The 19,348-nt window shown below is 59.2% G+C and carries 19 protein-coding genes; 16 read left to right on the top strand and 3 right to left on the bottom strand.

All coding sequences use genetic code 11. From position 1 onward, the window contains the following. Nucleotides 1–454: 454 nt before the first annotated feature. Nucleotides 455–1,705, bottom strand: coding sequence for a D-amino acid dehydrogenase (locus tag PDO_RS24430; protein ID WP_007608115.1), 1,251 nt, complete (start codon nucleotides 1,703–1,705; stop codon nucleotides 455–457). A 379-nt stretch (nucleotides 1,706–2,084) separates the two neighbouring features. Between PDO_RS24430 and PDO_RS24435 the strand changes: the two genes are divergently transcribed. Genes PDO_RS24435 through PDO_RS24455 form a run of 5 tightly spaced genes read left to right on the top strand, consistent with a single transcriptional unit; the run spans nucleotide 2,085 to nucleotide 7,141 of the window. Further along, entirely contained in the window at nucleotides 2,085–2,921 is an 837-nt protein-coding gene (locus tag PDO_RS24435; RefSeq protein ID WP_007608116.1) for a metallophosphoesterase family protein, read from the top strand. After that, entirely contained in the window at nucleotides 2,918–4,087 is a 1,170-nt protein-coding gene (locus PDO_RS24440; protein ID WP_007608118.1) for an ABC transporter ATP-binding protein, read from the top strand. The genes PDO_RS24435 and PDO_RS24440 overlap by 4 nt, the downstream gene beginning before the upstream one ends. Beyond that, nucleotides 4,080–5,018 carry a carbohydrate ABC transporter permease gene (locus PDO_RS24445; RefSeq protein WP_007608119.1) on the top strand — a complete coding sequence of 313 codons (939 nt, stop codon included), beginning with the start codon at nucleotides 4,080–4,082 and terminating at the stop codon, nucleotides 5,016–5,018. The genes PDO_RS24440 and PDO_RS24445 overlap by 8 nt, the downstream gene beginning before the upstream one ends. Further along, nucleotides 5,015–5,851: a carbohydrate ABC transporter permease gene (locus PDO_RS24450; RefSeq protein ID WP_007608121.1), complete on the top strand. Its 837-nt coding sequence runs from the start codon at nucleotides 5,015–5,017 to the stop codon at nucleotides 5,849–5,851. Before PDO_RS24445 ends, PDO_RS24450 begins: the two co-directional genes overlap by 4 nt. Before the next feature lie 24 nt (nucleotides 5,852–5,875). Then, entirely contained in the window at nucleotides 5,876–7,141 is a 1,266-nt protein-coding gene (locus tag PDO_RS24455) for an ABC transporter substrate-binding protein (protein ID WP_007608123.1), read from the top strand. Between the two features lie 64 nt (nucleotides 7,142–7,205). On the opposite strand, the gene PDO_RS24460 is transcribed toward PDO_RS24455, so the two are convergent. After that, on the bottom strand, nucleotides 7,206–8,198 hold the full coding sequence (locus PDO_RS24460) for a substrate-binding domain-containing protein (protein WP_007608124.1): 993 nt from the start codon (nucleotides 8,196–8,198) through the stop codon (nucleotides 7,206–7,208). A gap of 632 nt (nucleotides 8,199–8,830) precedes the next feature. On the opposite strand from PDO_RS24460, the gene PDO_RS24465 reads away from it, so the two are divergent. The 4 genes from PDO_RS24465 (at nucleotide 8,831) to PDO_RS24480 (ending at nucleotide 14,322) form a co-directional block, all read left to right on the top strand. Beyond that, nucleotides 8,831–9,088, top strand: coding sequence for a glycine zipper domain-containing protein (locus PDO_RS24465; RefSeq protein WP_007608125.1), 258 nt, complete (start codon nucleotides 8,831–8,833; stop codon nucleotides 9,086–9,088). 372 nt (nucleotides 9,089–9,460) lie between these two features. Beyond that, a complete protein-coding gene (locus PDO_RS24470) occupies nucleotides 9,461–11,002 on the top strand; it encodes an AbgT family transporter (RefSeq protein ID WP_007608127.1) in 1,542 nt (513 codons plus the stop codon). Nucleotides 11,003–11,048: 46 nt separating this feature from the next. Further along, nucleotides 11,049–12,251, top strand: a complete 1,203-nt coding sequence (locus tag PDO_RS24475) for a M20/M25/M40 family metallo-hydrolase (protein WP_007608131.1) — start codon at nucleotides 11,049–11,051, stop codon at nucleotides 12,249–12,251. Between the two features lie 235 nt (nucleotides 12,252–12,486). Continuing rightward, the gene (locus tag PDO_RS24480; protein ID WP_007608133.1) at nucleotides 12,487–14,322 is read left to right on the top strand and encodes an SLC13 family permease; all 1,836 of its coding nucleotides are present in this window, start codon (nucleotides 12,487–12,489) and stop codon (nucleotides 14,320–14,322) included. A gap of 190 nt (nucleotides 14,323–14,512) precedes the next feature. On the opposite strand, the gene PDO_RS24485 is transcribed toward PDO_RS24480, so the two are convergent. After that, entirely contained in the window at nucleotides 14,513–16,237 is a 1,725-nt protein-coding gene (locus PDO_RS24485) for a hypothetical protein (protein ID WP_007608134.1), read from the bottom strand. Nucleotides 16,238–16,630: 393 nt separating this feature from the next. Here PDO_RS24485 and PDO_RS24490 point away from each other — a divergent pair, with 393 nt between their 5' ends. The 7 genes from PDO_RS24490 to PDO_RS24520 all read left to right on the top strand — a co-directional run. Then, nucleotides 16,631–17,209 (top strand): Na+/H+ antiporter subunit E, encoded by a 579-nt coding sequence (locus PDO_RS24490; RefSeq protein ID WP_244426522.1) that lies wholly within the window; start codon nucleotides 16,631–16,633, stop codon nucleotides 17,207–17,209. Further along, entirely contained in the window at nucleotides 17,202–17,462 is a 261-nt protein-coding gene (locus PDO_RS24495) for a monovalent cation/H+ antiporter complex subunit F (protein WP_007608136.1), read from the top strand. The genes PDO_RS24490 and PDO_RS24495 overlap by 8 nt, the downstream gene beginning before the upstream one ends. Nucleotides 17,463–17,467: 5 nt before the next feature. Further along, nucleotides 17,468–17,710, top strand: coding sequence for a hydrogenase subunit MbhD domain-containing protein (locus tag PDO_RS24500; protein WP_007608137.1), 243 nt, complete (start codon nucleotides 17,468–17,470; stop codon nucleotides 17,708–17,710). Between the two features lie 3 nt (nucleotides 17,711–17,713). After that, nucleotides 17,714–18,061 carry a monovalent cation/H(+) antiporter subunit G gene (gene mnhG, locus PDO_RS24505; protein ID WP_007608138.1) on the top strand — a complete coding sequence of 116 codons (348 nt, stop codon included), beginning with the start codon at nucleotides 17,714–17,716 and terminating at the stop codon, nucleotides 18,059–18,061. After that, complete coding sequence (mbhE, locus tag PDO_RS24510) at nucleotides 18,058–18,756, top strand: hydrogen gas-evolving membrane-bound hydrogenase subunit E (protein WP_007608140.1); 699 nt, start codon at nucleotides 18,058–18,060, stop codon at nucleotides 18,754–18,756. The genes mnhG and mbhE overlap by 4 nt, the downstream gene beginning before the upstream one ends. A gap of 22 nt (nucleotides 18,757–18,778) precedes the next feature. Beyond that, nucleotides 18,779–19,147 carry a sodium:proton antiporter gene (locus PDO_RS24515; RefSeq protein WP_007608141.1) on the top strand — a complete coding sequence of 123 codons (369 nt, stop codon included), beginning with the start codon at nucleotides 18,779–18,781 and terminating at the stop codon, nucleotides 19,145–19,147. After that, nucleotides 19,141–19,348, top strand: a 208-nt coding sequence (locus PDO_RS24520; protein WP_007608142.1) for a hypothetical protein, incomplete at its 3' end; no start/stop codon positions are given. The genes PDO_RS24515 and PDO_RS24520, both read left to right, overlap by 7 nt.

Below are 19,348 nucleotides of genomic sequence, written 5' to 3' on the forward strand. Positions count from 1 at the left end.
TACGACGCCCGCTGATGACGCGGGCGTTTTTGCGTTTGGGATTTGGTCGTGCTCGATCTCTGTCTGGCGAGCTTGATGAGGCTGCCTTGCGGGCTTGAGCGTGTGATTCCTGCGCATTCAAGCAATGCTAATTTTGCATGGCTGCAGTGCAGCAAAGCGTATTTTATAAGCACGGCGATGCTGTATGTTGGTTCTCAACGAAGCGATGCACCTCCTCCCGCAGAGCTTCGTGTTTCAGGCGACCCACTCCTCCTCCCAGGGGAGCCTGTAGGAACAGCGGCACTCCTCCTCCCAGTCGCTGTTCATCCATTCGAAAAGCCTGCCGCACCTCCTCCCGCGGCAGGCTTTTTCGTTTCTGCGACTTGCTGCAGCCCGACATGGTGGCTTACGACCGTTGTCGTTGCTCCCTTCAACAATCCCCTCGACCGATTTCGCCTGCCTATACTGCCTGGGATCAGGCGTAACGGCTGATCGCAAGGTCGGTCGCGTCGATATCCGGTGCCCGGCCGCTGACCAGATCTGAAATCACCCTTGCCGAGCCGGAACTCATCGTCCATCCCAGCGTGCCATGCCCCGTATTGAGGAAGAGACCCCTGATCTTTGTCGGTCCGATCACCGGCGTTCCGTCCGGTGTCATCGGGCGCAGACCGGACCAGAATGTCGCCTTCGACACGTCGCCACCGGGAAAAAGGTCTTGCACCGAATGTTCGAGTGTACGCCGCCGGGCCTGGCCCAGATCGTTGGTATAGCCGGAGATTTCGGCCATGCCGCCAACGCGAATGCGCTCTCCAAGGCGCGTTATGGCAATCTTGTAGGTCTCGTCCATCACAGTGGATTCCGGCGCCCGTGACGCGTCGGTGATCGGGATCGTCAGCGAATAACCCTTGACCGGATAAACCGGAAGCCCAATGCCGAACGGCTTCAGCATCAGCGGCGAGTAGCTGCCAAGCGCGACGACGACGGCATCGGCGGCAAACTTTGCCTTGTCGGTGATAACGGCTTCAACGCGACCACCAGCGATGTCCAAGCCCTTGATATGATGCCTATAGGCAAAGCGCCCCCCGAGCTCTTCGGCTTTGCTGGCCAATGCGTTGGCAAACTTGAAGCAATCGCCGGTTTCATCCTTTGGGGTCAACAGTCCGCCGACGATCCTGTCGCGCACTTGAGACAGTGCCGGTTCCATACGAACGCAGCCGTCACGGTCGAGCACTTCAAAGGGAATGCCGTCGGCAGCGAGTGCCTTGACGTCCTTGCCCGAAGCATCCAGCTGTTGCTGTGTCCGAAACAGCTGCAGCGTGCCCTGCATGCGCTCGTCATAGGAAATTTCCGTTTCGGCGCGCAGTGCAGCGAGCGATACGCGGCTGTAGTCAGCCAGTCGCAACATCCGGCTTTTGTTGATGGCATACCGCTTGGAGGTGCAGTTCGACAGCATCTTCAGCATCCATGACAGCATGGCCGCATCGATTTTGGGACGCAGGATCAGTGGGGCATGCTCCATGAGAAGCCACTTCATCGCCTTCATCGGAATGCCGGGAGCTGCCCAGGGTGAGCAATAGCCGAAGGAAACTTCCCCCGCATTGGCAAAGCTGGTCTCGAGAGCGGGAGCCTGTTGACGGTCGACGACCGTGACATCGTGGCCGGCTTTCGCGAGTTGATAGGCAGACGTCACCCCGATAATGCCGGCGCCGAGAACGATGACTTTCATATGGTCCCCACAGGCCAAGAGAAGAGCTTAGCAATAGCGCCGTTGCCAACGCAATGCGAGCCTTGTCGAGGCCGACCATGTCGTGACTTGGCAGTTAGCCCCAGCGAATTGACCCGCAGGCCCTACACACGGCTGCAGATGCCCTGACAATCCATGCCGCCATGTCTGGTCCAGAGTGCACGGGTAATCCCCTCAATGTCTAGGGACAACCATCCCGATCAATTTCTGACTGTTTGATGACGAAATTGGAAAGCCACTGAAAAGCACCGTCAAGCGACTGACATGCTCGACCCTTAAAGACAGGCCAGCAACGCCGGACCTCGCCTCTACGTATGGCCGTGCAAAGCAAGTCAGCTTGTGTCTTGAAAGGTAGTATCCGATGAAAATCGTCCAGATCAGCGACACCCATTTCAGCCCGTCCAAGGCGCATTTCAACGGCAACTGGGAGCCTGTCCGTTGTTGGATCGAGACGGTGAAACCCGACCTCGTCGTGCATACCGGCGACCTAACGATAGACGGTGCGGATCAGGACGACGACATCAGTTTTTCCATGTCCTTGCTGCAGGAGCTTGATGTCCCGGTTCTATTGGTGCCCGGCAATCACGATGTCGGCCATATGCCCGGCTCGGCGCAGCCGATCGACGACCTTCGCCTTGCGCGCTGGCGCCGATTGGCAGGCCCCGATCGTTTTGCCAAGGACCTGGGCGTCTGGCGACTGATCGGCCTCAACAGTCTGCTGATCGGCTCGGGCCACGCGGAAGAAAGTGAGCAATTCGATTGGCTTGTCGAGATGCTGGAAGGTCGCAACGGCCGGCGCGTGGCGATCTTCGGTCACAAGCCGCTGTTCGTCGATGATCCGGCAGAAGGCGACACGGGTTACTGGGGCGCTGGTCCCGCCGTTCGCCAGCAGCTGCTCGCACTGTTTGCCGCTCATGACGTCGCGCTCTATGCTAGCGGCCATCTGCACTGGGCCTGGCAGGGCGAGTTGGGTGCTACCAAGCTCGTCTGGGCACCGCCGACCTCCTTCATCATCGACACGCTGGAGCGGGAAATGCCGGGCGAGCGCCTGGTCGGTGGTGTCGTGCATCACTTGGCTGACGGCGTGATGAGCGAGATCGTTGCAGTCGACGGCACCACGGCACACATCCTCGATCATGTTATCGATGAGGTTTATCCGCGCCATGCGACCAAGGTTGTCGTGGAGGCGGCCCAATGACTGCCTTCATCCTTCGCGACATCAACAAGTCCTTCGGTGGTAACAGCATCCTGAAAGGCGTCAGTCTTGAGGCTGAAGCTGGCGAGTTCATTGCCCTTGTCGGTCCGTCCGGCTGCGGCAAGAGCACGCTGCTTCGCATCGTCGCCGGCCTCGATCATGCAGATCGTGGCGAGATTGTCATCGGCGGTGAAGACGTCTCGGCCAAGGCTGCAGGTGACCGCAACGTTGCCATGGTCTTCCAGTCCTACGCGCTCTATCCGCATCTGACCGCAGGCCAGAATATTGCTGTGCCGCTCGCGATGCGCCGATTGTCGACGGCCGGCCGTCTGCCACTGATTGGAGACCTTCTGTCTGGCCAGCGCCAGATCCGCGCTGATATCCAGCGCGACGTTCGCACCATGGCGAGTTCGCTCAAGATCGACCATCTGCTCGACCGCAAGCCGGGCCAGATGTCAGGTGGCCAGCGCCAGCGCGTGGCATTGGCACGCGCCATGGTCCGACAGCCGAACGTCTTTCTGATGGACGAGCCGCTCTCCAATTTGGATGCCAACCTGCGTGTCCATGCCCGCGGCGAAATCGTTGAGCTGCATCGCAAGGCCGGTGTGCCGACGCTCTATGTCACGCATGACCAGTCGGAAGCCCTGTCCATGGCCGACCGCGTTGCCGTGATGATCGGTGGCCGACTGCTGCAACTCGACAGCCCGCGCACCATCTACGACGATCCCTCACATCTCGAAGTGGCGAAATTCCTCGGCCAGCCGCGCATCAATGCGCTGTCGACCGTGATTGACGACAACGGTCTCGTCCATGTCGGTCACATCCGGCTTGCTACGCGCAAGGACCTCAAGCCCGGAGCGGCACTGTCCATCGCGTTTCGTCCCGAATTCGTCAGACTTGCCGAAGCCGGTGAGGGAGGGGTGCCCGCGCGGGTCGAGCGATTGGAATTCCTCGGCTCCGAAGTGGTGGTCTTTACCAAGCTCGCGGCGATGGATGCGGTCGTCGTGGCGAAGATCGCGCCCGCGGACGCGATCGGGCTCAAGCCCGGCCAGCCAATCGATCTCAATCTCGACCCGGATGCAATCCTGCTCTTCGATGAACAGGGTGAACGCCTGCCGGCCAGCGTCGCCACGGTATCGGCTTTGCGATCGGAGGCCCTTCATGGCTAGTCTTGTCCTGGATCACGGCGCCGTGCCCTCGCAGACCCGGAAGGGTGCTCGACTGGCGCAACGCCGGGAAGCCCGCATTGCCATGGCGCTTTCGGCACCGGCACTGTTGCTGATCTTCTGCTTCATCATCTTGCCGACCATTGCGGTGATCGTCCTCGGGTTTACCGACTTCGAGCTTGGCTATGGCAGTTTCAACTTCGTCGGCTTCGAGAATTATGCAGAGCTTTTGAACGACCGCACCTTCCGCAAGTCGCTGTGGAACACCACGGTCTATGCGGCGATCGTGGCGCCGGCTTCGATGGCGCTCGGGCTTGGCATCGCGCTGCTGATCGAATCCGAGGGCTGGGGCAAGAGCCTGTTTCGCACCGCCTATTTCCTGCCGGTCGCGTCGCTGCTCGTCGCCATGGCCACCGTGTGGCAATATCTCTTTCATCCGACCATCGGGCCGATCAATGCGATGCTCGACATGATCGGCATCCAGGGTCCGAACTGGCTTGGCGCGTCGAAAACCGTGATGACCAGCCTGTCGATCATCGGCATTTGGCAATCGACCGGCTTCAACATGGTCCTGTTCCTTGCCGGCCTTTCCGCCATCCCGCGTGAGCTTTATCAAGCGGCCGAAGTCGACGGCGCCCGCTCGGCTCTTTCGAGGTTCCGGCTGGTGACCTGGCCAATGCTTGGCCCGACGACCCTTTTCGTCACGACAATCAGCATCATCAACGCGGTGAAGGTGTTCGAGACGGTGAAGACGCTGACCGAAGGCGGCCCGAACAAGGCGTCCGAAGTCCTGCTTTTCACCATCTACCAGGAAGGTTTCGTCTTCCTGCGTGTCGGCTATGCCTCGGCGATGACCGTAATCTTCCTGGCCATCCTGGTTTCGCTGATGTTCCTCCAGTACCGCGTCATGGACCGGAAAGTACACTACGCATGACACAGGCTCAATTTTCCCTCGGCCGCATCCTGCGCCTCGCCGCCCTTTCCTTTGGCGCCATCCTGTTTCTGGCGCCCTACATCTTCATGATTTCGACCGCCGGCAAAGCACAGAGCGAGATATTCTCCTCCTCGCTCTCGCTGATCCCGCAGACCTGGTCCTATGCCGAAAACTTCGCCAAGGCCTTCGGCCGGGTATCCATGGCGGGACTGCTTTTCAACGGCGTCGTCGTTTGCGCACTGATCCTGATTGTCCAAGTCGTCGTGGCAATCCCTTGCGCCTATGCCATGGCCAAGCTCTCCTTTGCCGGGGCGCGTCTGATGATGGCGCTGGTCATGCTCGGTCTGCTCGTCCCGATCCATGCGACGGCCCTGCCGCTCTATGTCGCCTTTGATCGGATGTCCGCGCTCAACAGCTATTTCGCACTGGTCGCGCCATTCTCGATCTCAGTCTTTGCGATCTTCCTGTTCCTGCAGTTCTTCCGCGGCATTCCTGACGACCTTATCCATGCGGCACGGCTCGACGGCATGTCGGAGATCGGCATCGTTGCCCGGGTGATCGTGCCGAATGCCTGGCCGGCAATCACTGCTTTTTCGATCTTCTCGGTTGTCGCCCATTGGAATGATCTGTTCTGGCCGCTGATCGTTGTCACCAACCAGTCCTATGCCACCCCGCCGCTCGGCCTTCTCTACTTCCGCGCGGCTGAGGCCGGCGACGACTACGGCGCGCTGATGGCCGCCACGCTCATCATCACCCTTCCTCTCGTTCTTGCCTTCCTGCTCGCGCAGAAGCGCTTCGTCGAGGGTATCACCATGACCGGTCTGAAAGGCTGATCGGTCCAACCCAGGAGATCTGCAATGACTCTTTTCAAGAAAGCGATGGCCGCAGTCGCGGTCACGATGGCGACCTTCGTTCCGGCGCATGCCGAAACGGTGCTCAACATCCACTATCCGATGCCCGGCTTCTTCAAGGACGTGATGGACACGATCTCGAAGAAGTTCATGGAAGAAAACCCCGATATTAAGATCACCTTCGCCAACCCGTCGGCAACCTATGAAGAAGGCATCCAGACCATCATGCGTCAGGCTGGCACGGCAGAAATGCCGGATGTCACCTTCATCGGTCTGAACCGTCTGCGCATGGTCAACGAGCGCGATATCCCTGTCGATCTCGGTCCATTCATGGCCAAGGACGGCAACATGGCCGAGCAGGGCTTTTCCGACAACATCCTGAAGCTCGCCCAGGTCAAGGGCAAGCAGGTTGGTCTCGCATTCGCGACCTCCAACCCGATCATGTATTACAACGCTGATCTGGTTCGCAAAGCCGGCGGCAACCCGGATGTCGCGCCAAAGACCTGGGACGAGGTGATTGCACTCTCCTCCAAGATCAAGGCACTCGGCGATGGCAATGAAGGCATCGACTTCCGCTGGCAGGGTGACGACTGGATGTTCTCCGCGCTGCTGTTCGGCGCCGGTGGCAAGATGCTCAACGAAGAAGAGACCGCCGTTGCCTTCAACGGTCCCGAGGGCCTGAAGGCCTTCGAACTCGTCGACCGCATGGTCAAGGAAGGTGGCCTTCCGGTCTTCACCAAGCAGGCTGGCGAACAGGCCTTTGTGGCCGGCAAGGTCGGCTTTGCCTTCCAGACAACAGGTGCGCTTCGCAACACGATCAAGAATGTCGGCGACAAGTTCGACCTGCGCACCGCTCATATCCCGCTGATCGACCCGGTCAATGGTAAACTGCCGACCGGTGGCAACGCGGCCGTTATGTTGACCCGCGATGCTGAAAAGCAGGACGCTGCCTGGAAGTTCATCAAGTTCGCTTCGGGACCATACGGCGCCTCGGTTGTCGTGCCGGGCACCGGCTATGTGCCGAACAATGAACTGGCAGCGACGTCGGCGGAGTATCTCGGCAATTTCTACAAGGAAAACCCGCTGTTTCGCGCTGGCCTCGAGCAGATGCCGTTGATGCAGCCCTGGTATGCTTTCCCGGGTTCGAACGGTGTGAAGGTGACCCAGACAATCGTTGAGAACCTGTCGCGCGTGGTTGAACAGTCTGCCGAGCCTAAGGAAGCGCTGGACGACGCAGCCGCCGAAGTCGAAGGCCTGCTGCCGCGCAGCTGATACAGGGCTTGATCTGCTAAGCCGCAAACGATGATGCGCCGCCGCCAAGGCGGCGCATTTTTTGTTAGAACACTTGGTTGATGCTGCGCACTGTGCCGCCCGGCTTCAGTCTGTAACCCATGCTCAGATGGCGCGGTTCTGCCCCATTTTCGGCGATGTCCAGCAGCAACGACGCAGCAGTGGTTCCCATGCTGGCATCGGCCATTTCGATTGTCGACAAAGGCGGATCGACGAGCCGGCCGATGGCAATGCCATCGAACCCGGCGACAGAAATATCGCCGGGCACGGACAGACCCTCGCGGCGCAACGCGCCGATCACGCCGAGTGCCAGAAGATCGTTTGAGGCAATGATGGCGGTCGGACAGTGGTCAAGCAGGGCCTGCCTGAGATCGAGTTCGTCATTGCCGGTGACGAACGGGATCTGAACAGCCATGTGGGCTTGAAGTCCGGCAGAAGCTATCGCGTCGCAATAGCCGCCATAACGCCGGCGGGCCCGATCGGAACTTTCAAACGAGCCGGAGACGAACAGGATTTTCTTGTGGCCGTGGTCGATCAGATGTTGGGCAAGCTCCACAGCCGCCGCTCGGTTGTCTGTCGTTACCGCCGCCTGAAACCGGTCAGTCGGTAGATTGTTCAGGAGCACGATCGGCGGCAAATGGGTAGGCAGGTCATTTTGTCTCTTTTCCATGTCACACATGGTAACAATCAGCCCGGTCGGTTTTTCCACCAGCAGCGATGCGATCGCGTCTACCTCGCGGGCTGGATCATAATCGGATTGGGCGATCAGAACACCATGTCCCGAAAGCCGCATCCTATTCTGGATCCCCGACAGGGAGGCGGCAAAGACCGGATTGGTGATACTGGGTATGAGAACGCCGATCACGGGTCGCCGCCGGCCGGCCGTAGTCGGACCCTCGATGCGGTAGCCAAGATCGGATGCCGCCTTGCGTACGCGCCTGACCATGCTTTCGCTGGTTGGTCCGTTTCTGCTGAGCACGCGGCTGACGGTCGCCGTGGAACAGCCGGCCCTCAGCGCTATCTCCTCGAGAGTGGCCATGTGACCTCGTGTTGATGAAGCTGTAGAACAGCCCGTTCGCGCGGCTCTTTGAGCACGGTGGAACCCGTGCTAGCGGACTTCGATGACAGTGGTTTGACGGACGAAGCAAAGCTTTGCTGCCTGGGCAGGTTCGGCAAAGAGATAGGGCCCGTCTTGCTTTGCGTCTGTCCGGCGGTGGGACGTGGTGAACACCTGTCCGTGAGCCTTCGAAACGTGCCGTGGGCGTCATGCGGGAAGAGTATCCTTCGGCGTCGTTCTTTGCACCGGTCAGCTGCAAACTATGCGGTGCCGGATCAACTTCGTTTCGGCTGCGTACCCCTCCGTGTTTTGCGATCAATCACCGCACGGCTGCAAATTTGTTTCTTCGCGCACGATTGCCCGTTCGGCCCAGTCTGCAGAGGATGCTGTAGCAGAGCCGAGGCTTGAATTTGTTGTCAAACGTCATTCCAGATCCGCTTTGCCGACCAATGTATTCGCGATTTAGTTGCGCCAGTAAGTTTTGAACCCGAAGCCTAGTTTTGGGATTCTGAGCTGATCACAGACGGTTCTGGGGCACTATATTCGACTAAGTCGTGCCTATGCCTTTAATAGCATTCGCCCAAATCTCGATGACCATCGCGAAGGAGAGTATAATGAAGAAATTGCTCGTGTTTTTCCTGGTCGGTCTATCGCTTGCAGGTTGTACGGCAACGGAACGGGGTGCGGGCATCGGTGCGGCATCTGGTGCTGTCATCGGTGGCGCGATTACCAATGACGTGCGCGGCGCAGCTGTCGGTGCTGCCATAGGTGGTGTTTCGGGCGCCCTGATCGGCAGTGTCGCGGACCAGCCCGGCCAGTGCTACTACCGGGACCGCAACGGCCGTCGCTATACCGCACCCTGCCCACGCTGAGCGTGTAAACGGGGCGGTATATCCGCCCCGTCTCCATCAGGAGAGGAATTGTCGGCGCCAGTGACGGCAGCTTGCCACGCGCATTGCACTCTCCGGCTACGTTTCGTTGTTTGAGAGGATCCGTTTGCCCGTAGGTCTGCGGCTTTTCCCAGTCAAGGCGAACCGACACCGTAGTCTGTTCGGCCTATTCTGCCTGAGAACTCCGGACTTGGCCAATCCTGCGCAAGGCATGAGGGGCATCGGCTGGGCGGCGGCGGATTTCCCGGTCCTGCTTCATTTCGATTGTAACGACTACTAACATGGCGCGCCAACACGAACGTCAATCTATCGATCGCTTCGGGCGCTATCCTTGGGCTCAACGGGAGGCAAGACATGGCCAATGCCAATGCCGCATCAAAGACCACGATGCAGAGATTCCTCGACGGTGTCGAAAAGGTGGGGAACATGGTTCCTCACCCCGTGGTCATCTTTCTGATCCTGATCGGCATCGTCATCGTTCTGTCGGCCATTCTCGGTGTCTTCGGGGCTGCCGTCACGTTCGAGCAGATCAATCCTGAAACGCATGAAATTGAGACGGCATCGACGGCGATACGCAGCTTGCTGAGTATCGAGGGCATACGTTTCATGTATTCGTCCCTCGTTCCCAACTTCATGAGTTTCACCGCGGTCGGCCTGATGATCGCCGCCATGATCGGTGCGGGTGTCGCCGAGGAATCTGGCCTAGTCACAGCTTTGATCCGCAAGCTCGTAATCGTCGCGCCACGCTGGGCGCTGACCTATATTCTTGCATTTGTCGGCATCCTCGCCAGCATTGCAGCGGATGCCGGCTATCTGGTGCTGATCCCGCTGGCGGGCGTTGCCTACCTGGCTGTCGGACGCCATCCGCTTGCCGGCCTGGCACTGGGCTTTGCCGCGGTCGCAGGGGCCTTCACCGTCAACATGCTGATCAAGCCGCTGGACGCAGTCCTTGTCGAGTTCACCAATGATGCAGCCCGTCTTGTCGATCCAAACGCATCGATCGGACTGGCATCCAATCTCTGGTTCTCCATAGCCTCTGTTTTGTTCCTCACGGTGGTGATTGCGTTTATTACCGACAAGATGATCGCGCCGCGCCTGGGGGAATACAAACCTGCCGAGGGAGCTGGCGTCAACCAGGGCGCTGTTCTGACCGAACAGGAAACGCACGGACTGCGCTATGCCCTCTACGCCCTGATCGCGCTCGTTGTGGTCTTTCTCCTGCTGACCATTCCGTCCGGTGCGCCGCTCCGCAACCCCGATACTGGTGAATTGATCGGAAATTCGCCGTTCATGAACGGCCTGATCGCGCTGATCATGCTGGTCTTTCTGACGACGGGTTGGGCATTTGGTGTGGGTGCGGGCACTCTGCGCACCTTGGCCGAAGTGATTGCGGCGATCGAGAAATCGATCAAGAACATGGGTGGCACGATCTTCCTGTTTTTTGTTCTCAGTCAGTTCGTTGCCTATTTCACCTACACCAATATCGGCACGGTCATGGCACTGAGCCTGGCGGGCACTCTTCAGGCCGCCAATATCGGGGCATTGCCATTGCTGCTCGGCTTTATCGTCGTGGTCGCGATCATCGACCTGCTTCTGACGGGTGCGATTGCAAAATGGGCCATCTTCGCCCCGGTCTTCGTACCACTCTTGATGAAGCTCGGTGTGGAGCCGGAAGCTGTGCTTGCGGCCTATCGCGTCGGCGATTCGCCAATGAACGCCATCACTCCGCTCAACGCCTATTTTGCGCTCGTCGTCGGCTTCGCCCAAAAATACGACAAGTCCGCTGGCGTCGGCACACTCGTGTCTCTCATGCTCCCCTACGTTGTGTGGATGTTCGTTCTGTGGACGGCACTCTTTGCGATCTGGCAAGCGCTTGGACTGCCATGGGGTCTGTAAAGGCCCGGATACGAAAAGACTGAAAACTCAATAATTGGAGGACACCATGAGCAGCAGCCAAATTCCACTCAACGTCGCCGCGGCGGAAGACCATTTGATGCGTTTTCTGTCCGTCGAGGGTGTAACGGGCCAGGAGGCCAATATTGCCGCCGCCGTTATCGATGCCTTGAAGGCGGTGGGCGTGCCGGAATCCGCCATTCGGTTTGACGATGCCAACAGCCGTATTCCGCTTCCGACAGAGACGGGAAACCTGATTGTCGATCTTCCCGGAACGCGGCCGGGACCACGGCTGTTGTTTTCTACGCATCTCGACACCGTGCCGCTTTGCGCCGGGGTCAAGCCGAGGCGGGAAGGCGACCGGATTGTCTCCGACGGCACGACGGCGCTCGGCGGCGATGCCCGAACCGGCGTGGCTGTTCTCGTCGTCGTGGCTGAAACGCTGCTGAAGAACAAGCTGCCCCATCCGCCGATCACGCTTCTGTTCACGGTGCGCGAGGAAAGCGGCTTGCATGGCGCGCGCGAGTTGAATCCTGCCGATCTGAACGGGGCGGTGATGTGCATCAATGTCGATGGCCAGTCTGCTGCCGATCTGATCATCGGCGCAGTCGGTCAGGAAAATTGGGAAGTCGAAATTATCGGCCGAGCCTCGCATGCCGGTGTGGCGCCGGACAAGGGAATTTCGGCAACGATGGTTGGTGCAATTGCTCTTGCCGAGGCGCGCAAGGAAGGCTGGTTTGGAAAGATCGTCAAGTCCGACGGCCGTGGCACGAGCAATGTTGGCATCTTTGGCGGCAAGGGTAATACACCCGCCGGTGACGCAACCAATGTTGTGACCGACTACGCTTTCATCAAGGGCGAAGCGCGCAGCCCTGAATCCAGTTTCGCGACAAAGATCGCCGAAGGCTACAAACAGGCCTTCGCCAAGGCGCAGGCGGAGGTGACGGATCATGAAGGCGACACCGCTAAAGTGACCTTCAGCCACAAGGCTTCCTATCCGCCCTTCGAACTGGGCAAGGATACGCCAATCGTGAAGCGCGCAGCCAAGGCGATGCAGATACTGGGCATCGAGCCGGTCTATATCTTCTCGAATGGTGGCCTTGATGCCAACTGGCTCGACAAGCACGGGGTTCCGACGATCACCATTGGCGCTGGCCAGGCTGAAATCCATACCATCAAGGAATATGTCAACCTGACCGAGTTCGAAAAGGGCTGCCGTCTTGGCGTGCTTCTGGCGACGCTCGACGACTGAAGACGTTTGGCCGCTGCCTTTCTCGCGATGGCGGAACGCGGCAGGTATCCGCATTCTCATTGTTCAGCGATGTCTCACTCCTTTTCCGGGGTGAGGATGCGAAAAACGGTTCAGCCGCGGGAACAAGTGCCGGACTGCGCATAGGAACCGGACACGGCCGTGTCTTCACCATGCGGCCCACCTGGTGCTGGACGTATTAAGTGGCCTGAGCAGGTCCAGATGAGGAGCAGAGCGATTGAGCCCGATAGCATATATAGCCATAATCATTACCTCAGCCGTCGTTCTGTTCGTCTGGAACAAGCTTCCGGTCGTTGTCATTGCCATGATGACGGCTCTGTCGCTTTGGGCGAGTGGAGTGCTGACGCTTGGCCAATCGCTGAGCGGTTTTGGTGATCCGGCAGTCATTTTCATCGCTTCGCTTTTTGTCGTCAGTTCCGGCCTTGAAGTCACCGGTGTCACCGCGTGGGCGGGTCAGTTGTTGATCCGCGGCGCTGGCGAGGAAAGCCGGACACGCCTTTTGCTTTTGACCATGGTGCTCGTTTCATTGTTGACCGCGCTGATCAGCGTCAACGGTGCTGTTGCTGCGCTGTTGCCGGTCGTGGTGGTCATCGCGGTCCGCCTGAAGCGCAATTCCTCGCAATTGCTGATGCCGCTGGTCTTTGCAGCGCATGCGGGTTCTATGCTGGCACTGACCGGCACACCGGTGAACGTGCTGGTTTCGGAAGCCGGCATCGATGCGGGGGTCGGCGGCTTCGGATTTTTTGAATTTGCGCTTGTCGGCGTGCCGCTGCTGGCCGGAACGATGGCGATCATCGTGCTGTTCGGCGCCAAGCTGCTTCCTGAGCGTAATGGGGCGACAATGCCGTCCGATTTCAGCCGACACGCCAAGACGCTGGTCGAGCAATATGGCCTGGCGAGCGGGATTTACCAGATGCGGGTCCGCTCGAGTTCACCTTTTGTCGGGATGGCCTCATCCGAGATCAGCATGGCGGATCATCCGGGGCTGCAACTTGTCGCAATCCAGGAAGGAGAGACTTCCGGACCGCTGCGCCGCGCGGTGATCGCCGAAGGTGATCATGTGCTGATGCGTGGCGATGCAGAACTGGCTGCAGCCTTTGCCGCCAAGATGCACCTAGCGTTTCGAGATGAAAAAGCAACCGGCCAGGGCGAAGAGACCCTGTTCAACCGCAGTTCCGGGCTCGCAGAAGTCGTCATTCCGCCGCGTTCTGGCCTGATCGGCGAGACTGTTTTCCCCGGGATGGTCACCGATAGCGGTGATCTGATCATCCTCGCCGTCCAGCGCGCAGGCGACCAGATGGAGGCCGCGGGTGCGACACGCGATGCAGGCGGCGTCGTGCTGCAGGCGGGTGACACCATGTTGCTGCAGGGGACCTGGAAGGCGCTCGACGTGCACCTCGATGATCCTGACGTTCTCGTCGTCAATTCGCCCGAGCTGGTGCGTCGTCAGGCGGTGCCGATGGGGCCGGGCGCACGCCAGGCGGTCATCATTCTGTTTGGTATGGTCCTGCTTTTGGCAACAGGCATCGTGCCGCCGGCGGTGGCAGGCCTACTTGCCGCCGGTGCCATCATCCTGTCCGGTATCATGAGCGTAGAGCAGTCCTATCGTGCCATCGGCTGGACGACGGTCATCCTGGTCGGTGCGATGATGCCCCTGTCGACGGCCATGGTTGAAACCGGTGCCGCACAATTGATGGCTGAACACCTGGTCAATCTTGTCGGAGATGCGGGGCCGGTGGCGCTGCTTGCCGGCCTGTTCCTTCTGACCGCGATCATGGGGCAGTTGATCAGCAACACGGCGACGGCACTGATTGTTATCCCGATCGGCGTTGCAGCGGCGACAGCAATGGGTGTCTCACCGCGTCCGGTGCTGATGAGCACGGCGGTTGCTGCCGCGGCGTCATTCCTGACACCGATTGCAACGCCGACAAACCTGATGGTGATGGGACCTGGCGGTTATGCCTTCAGCGACTACTGGAAACTCGGTTTGCCGCTGTTGATCTGGTTCTTTGTTGTTTCGGTCTTCATCGTCCCATTGATCTGGCAGTTCTGAACCGTCGGGTAGCGATCCATCGCCTGACTTGCAACGACCCGCTCGGTTCTCCAGCGGGTCGTCGCATATGCCCGAACGCCTGACGCCGAGTGCCGGGTGTTGCAGCCATGCGGGAGAACCTGTGGAGCAGGGCTCGTTCAGAGGATGTCGTGGCGCAACGGTCTGGTGTTCGGAGCCAGTCAGGCCTGGACTATTTCGATTTGACCAGGCCGGAGAAACCGGCGACGGCCAGCAAGCTGAGTGCCCAGCCGACGATGGATTGGAAGAAGAAAAAGTTCAATGTGAACGGTCCCTTCGGCTTGGTCGGATCCGGACGCCAGAATTCTTTTTGCTCGATCGATAGCACCGGCAAGAGAACATCCAACGAATACATCGGCGCGTTGAACTCGGGATAGCTGGACGCCTCGGGTTGCCTGAGAAAACAGGTCAGCTGATTTTCTCCGGCTGTTGCCCGGCCGGAGAGCACCTGCGAGCTCGATGGCATGTAGCGGCTTTCCGTTTGCTCCAGGCCGCACATTGTCCACTCGGTTGAACGCAGGACGACAGGGCTGTTTGGTTTCACGGCGCCATAGCGCTCGGCGATTGCAAAGACGACAGCACCGATGGCCCAAAACAAGACGAGCCAAAGCAGTGCGAGCAAAGGCTGGCGGCCGTAGCGCACGGTAATGCTCAAGATGCCGTCGCTCATCGCAAGCGCTGTACGCAAAGCCGGGTTTTTCGCCCGTGAACGCCGCGCCCGCCGCTGCAGTCGTTCCTTGGTGATCAGCACGGCACGCGCATCTTCATCGTGGCCCATTGCACCCAGAACCATGGCCAATTGCTCGTAGGGCTGCGGCCAGAAATCTGCTTTCCAACGGTCCGGCGTTTGTCGCGAAAGCCAGTCAAGCCTGCTTGCGGCATCGACTGGTCCTCCGATAAAGGCGCCGTACTGGCAGCGATTCAACAGCAGATCTCCGGTCTTTGGCCAACTCGACTGTTCGTCATCGATCGCCCCGATCGTCGTTGCGGTCAGGTCAAGCGTGCCTTCAATGGATGCCCCCTGACGCAGGAAGAATGCGCCTTCGACTGCTGCGCGGTTGAGCCGGAGCGCATAGCCGCCCGGCTGCGACAGGGAGGCTGCCGTGCAATCGATATCCCCGCCGAAACGCGCGCCGAGAAGGCGGGTCTCACCGGTAATCTTTGCGCCGCGCAGGGCAAGATCGCCGCCCGTGATAACACCATCTCCGTTGAGAGCCGTTTCACCTGGCCGAACGATGGTTCCGCCGACCGCATTGATGTCGCCGCCGAGGCGCACATTTGAAAGGTTGACGCCCCCTTTCACATCTGCGCCGCGCATCAGGACGCCGCCCTTGGCCTCCAGGCCGCTGGCTTCGATCGCTATGCCTTCCGGGGAGCTGATCGAGACCCCGTCTGCTTCGAAACTGCCGCCTAGGCGCGCTGCGGAAAGCCGGATCTCGCCGGTCACGGTTGCGCCGCGAATGGACAGGCAGCCGCGGGCTTCAAGCCGGTCGGCCTGCAGGCCGGGAAGGTGGGAGCCGTCGAGGAAAAGGTTGTCGATAATGGCGGATTTCAGCACCGGGGAGGCTTCGAACCGGCAGTCCTTGAGGCCGATATCGCGTGGAATTCGGCAGCCTTCGAGATCGAGAATGCCGGTTATCCAAGCGCCACTGACGCGAACGCCTTTCTCGTGAGAACGGTAGCTATTGTCGCCAAGGATAAGGAAGCGCAGCAATTCGGCGCGCATGGTTCTTGCGTCATCCTCGCGCTCCGGCAGGAGGCCGTCGCCCAATCGATCGAAATCGCCCGAACTCAGATAGGCAACCACCTTTGCCTCGGCGCCACTGAAGGGACGAAATCCGTCTAGGCCGGATATGACGCCGGCAATCGGCGGCTTATCTGGTGGAGCGCCGGTCATGAATGGAGGATCCGTTTGCAGTCAATCGCCGCATCCATCATGCGATATTTCCTTCCGCCATGAGTTCCCGGCGCATCGATATGCGCGCAGCGCCCTGCCGAACCGGGCGCATGATTGGGTGGGCAGGGTGCCTATATTCGAACTCCGGCCCAAATCCCTTGCCTGCATCGGCACATTCTCGATTGATTTCTGCGTTTTGGGCAGGGGTCAAGACCTATCGGCTTTCGTGGTACGGTCCGGCGCCAAAAAGCATTGTGCAGCAATGACATATCGGACACAGCGCATAATTTTCGGATTCCATGCCGATCACAGTCGGATGCGCCTGATGTTAAGCTTGAAGCCGAGGCAACGGCTTCAAAGGGTTGGCGCGAGCGAAGAATTCAAACGCCACCCTTGCTGATCGCTCCTGCCACGCCCCGTTCACTTGTTGAAGGCCGCGCGATGCCCACAGACCCGCAATATGATCAATTAAGCGGCGCAGCATGGTTGCAAGGCCTGATGCTGCTCTGGGGTTTTCTGTTTGTCGTGTGGTTGGTGATCAACGCCACGACAGAGCTTCCAGTCGTGATTGTCGGTGCGATCATTTCCTTTGCCCTGGCATCGATATTTGTTTGGCGCGGCAATGTCTGGCGGCTCGGCTTTACACCTCGCAAAGTCTATCATTTCATCGCCTATACCGGCGTTTTTTTCGTGGAAATGGTCAAGGCGAACATCAATATGATGCGCTATGTTTATGCGCCGCGCATCGATATCCGCCCTGGTATAGTCAAGATAAACATGCGGTTGAAATCACCGATCGGCCGATTGGCACTGGCCAATTCAATTGCATTGACGCCCGGTTCGCTCGTCATGGACATCAGCGATGACGCGCTGTTCATTCACTGGCTCGACGTCAAGACGACTGATCCGGATATGGCGACGAGGATGATTGCCGGACCATTCGAGAAACATCTGGAGGTGGTGTTTGGCTGACATCATTCTCCGGGTCGCGGTCGTCCTGATTTTCTTCTCCATCGTTCTGGGTGTGCTGCGCCTGATCATCGGTAGAACCGCCGTCGATCGCGTCGTTGCAATCGACATGCTGACGGTTGTTTCGATCGCAATGATTGCTCTTTATGCGCATCTCTCTGGGCGTTTCGTCTATATCGACGTTGCCCTGGTCTATGGATTGTTGAGCTTTCTGGCCGTGCTCGCCATCGCCCGTTTCCTGGAAAAGGGGCCATAATCACCGTGCTCGAACTGTTGATCCTGTTGGTCTGCGGCAGCATTCTCGTGAGTGGGGTTCTGGCCGTTGTCCTGGGTAACCTGATGGCTGCGATGATCAGTGCGGGGCTCGCCAGCCTTTTTGCAGCTGTCTCCTATGTTCTGCTTGCTGCGCCGGACGTTGCCATGGCGGAGGCTGCCATCGGTTCGGGTCTTGCGACACTGATTTTTCTCTATGCGATCCGCAAGACGAATGGCGGAGGGGAGTGACGCATGGCTGAACTGATCGGCAGCATCATCATCCTGGTCGGCGCATTTTTCTTGTTTTCCGCTGGTCTCGGTCTCTTGCGCATGCCCGATACTTTCACCCGTATACAGGCCGGCACAAAAGCCTCGACACTCGGGAACATCCTGGTTCTCGCAGGCCTTGGCGTCTATCACCCCGACTGGGCACTGAAGCTTCTGATCGTCGCCTATTTCATTCTCATGACCAATCCCCTGTCGTCGCACGCCTTGTCGCGGGCGGCCTATGCGATCCGCACGCCGATGACCCCTGCAACGATGTATGACGCGCTGCGTGATGAGCAGGACAAGGCGGCAAATAGCGGGGACGCGCCATGAGCCGGGTGTTCAATCTGCTGGTGCTCGTGGCATTCGGTTTTGTCTTTGCCGGTCTGATCGGGGCCTATGACGAACGACAGATCCTGTCGGCTCTTGCCATTCGCTACCTGACCGAGGTGCCTGAGGGGCTCGGTGCGCCAAATGTCGTGACCGGTATTCTGATTTCGTTTCGCGGATTCGATACGCTGGGCGAAGTCGCTGTGCTTTTCATGGTTGCGGCAAGCGTCGGCACGCTTCTCGGTGGCAAGGAAAAAAACGCGGCCGTATCAGCGGCGCCTGCAAATGTTGGTCGACGGCCGCCGAGCGAACTTGTGCGCAATGGCGCAGAGGTGGTGCTTCCGCTGATTTTTCTGTTCGGCGCCTATGTGATCATGAATGGCCACCTTTCGGCGGGTGGCGGGTTCCAGGGCGGCGCAGTCGTTGCATCCGGGGTGATGCTGTACATGCTGGCCTATCCGCGCGGGGGGATCAATCACGACGTCCTCAGTATTACGGAATCGCTGGCGGGCGTCGTCTATGTGACGATCGGCATTCTGGGCATCGTCTTTGCTGGCGGCTTTCTCGACAGCGCGATCCTGCCCCGCGGTGAGTTCGGGACTTTCATCAGCGCCGGTGCCATTCCGATCATTTCAGCCCTGCTTGGCATCAAGGTTGGTGCCGAGTTGAGTGTCATCATCGACCGTTTCCGCAGCTAGCGCCACGAGGCAGGGTGTCATCATGGGATTGCCGATTTCACAAATACTTCTGGCGACCGGATTTGCGCTGGTGCTGACCGGATTCTGGGGCATTCTCAAGCACCGCAATATCCTGCGCATCATCATCGGGTTTTCCCTCGTCGACACAGGACTGCATATCGTCATGGTGGCGACCGGCTACATTACCGGTGGAACCGCGCCGATTGTCGACGAGGCGCTCTCCATTGCCGATGGCGCCGCGCGCTCGGTCGACCCCATCCCTTCGGCTCTGGTAGTCACAGCCATCGTGATCGGCTTTTCGGTGACTGCCGTGATGCTGTCTTTCGCAATCGTTCTTTTTCAGGCCACCAAGACCCTCTCGATCGATAGGCTGACGGAGCAAAAATGGTAGACAGCGTTCTGCAGCCGCTGAACATCTTTCTCCTCGGTCTCGGGGGCGGTTTCTTGATTCCACTGCTCCACAAGATTGCCAAGCCGCTGCCGGCGGCGGCATTCGCCTTGGCCCTTGTCAGCATGACAGCGATTTCCGCGGCCTGTTTCTGGAGCCTCTACAAAGGTGCGCCGACGATCGAAGTGCTGACTGCGGGCGTTT

This window comes from Rhizobium sp. PDO1-076, assembly GCF_000247475.1.
Taxonomy (GTDB): domain Bacteria; phylum Pseudomonadota; class Alphaproteobacteria; order Rhizobiales; family Rhizobiaceae; genus Allorhizobium.

Bases quoted from the DNA above. Each gene is read 5' to 3' on its own strand.
- PDO_RS24430 (WP_007608115.1), bottom strand. From the start codon at position 1,705: ATGAAAGTCATCGTTCTCGGCGCCGGCATTATCGGGGTGACGTCTGCC.
- PDO_RS24435 (WP_007608116.1), top strand. From the start codon at position 2,085: ATGAAAATCGTCCAGATCAGCGACACCCATTTCAGCCCGTCCAAGGCG.
- PDO_RS24440 (WP_007608118.1), top strand. From the start codon at position 2,918: ATGACTGCCTTCATCCTTCGCGACATCAACAAGTCCTTCGGTGGTAAC.
- PDO_RS24445 (WP_007608119.1), top strand. From the start codon at position 4,080: ATGGCTAGTCTTGTCCTGGATCACGGCGCCGTGCCCTCGCAGACCCGG.
- PDO_RS24450 (WP_007608121.1), top strand. From the start codon at position 5,015: ATGACACAGGCTCAATTTTCCCTCGGCCGCATCCTGCGCCTCGCCGCC.
- PDO_RS24455 (WP_007608123.1), top strand. From the start codon at position 5,876: ATGACTCTTTTCAAGAAAGCGATGGCCGCAGTCGCGGTCACGATGGCG.
- PDO_RS24460 (WP_007608124.1), bottom strand. From the start codon at position 8,198: ATGGCCACTCTCGAGGAGATAGCGCTGAGGGCCGGCTGTTCCACGGCG.
- PDO_RS24465 (WP_007608125.1), top strand. From the start codon at position 8,831: ATGAAGAAATTGCTCGTGTTTTTCCTGGTCGGTCTATCGCTTGCAGGT.
- PDO_RS24470 (WP_007608127.1), top strand. From the start codon at position 9,461: ATGGCCAATGCCAATGCCGCATCAAAGACCACGATGCAGAGATTCCTC.
- PDO_RS24475 (WP_007608131.1), top strand. From the start codon at position 11,049: ATGAGCAGCAGCCAAATTCCACTCAACGTCGCCGCGGCGGAAGACCAT.
- PDO_RS24485 (WP_007608134.1), bottom strand. From the start codon at position 16,237: ATGACCGGCGCTCCACCAGATAAGCCGCCGATTGCCGGCGTCATATCC.
- mnhG (WP_007608138.1), top strand. From the start codon at position 17,714: ATGGCTGAACTGATCGGCAGCATCATCATCCTGGTCGGCGCATTTTTC.
- mbhE (WP_007608140.1), top strand. From the start codon at position 18,058: ATGAGCCGGGTGTTCAATCTGCTGGTGCTCGTGGCATTCGGTTTTGTC.
- PDO_RS24515 (WP_007608141.1), top strand. From the start codon at position 18,779: ATGGGATTGCCGATTTCACAAATACTTCTGGCGACCGGATTTGCGCTG.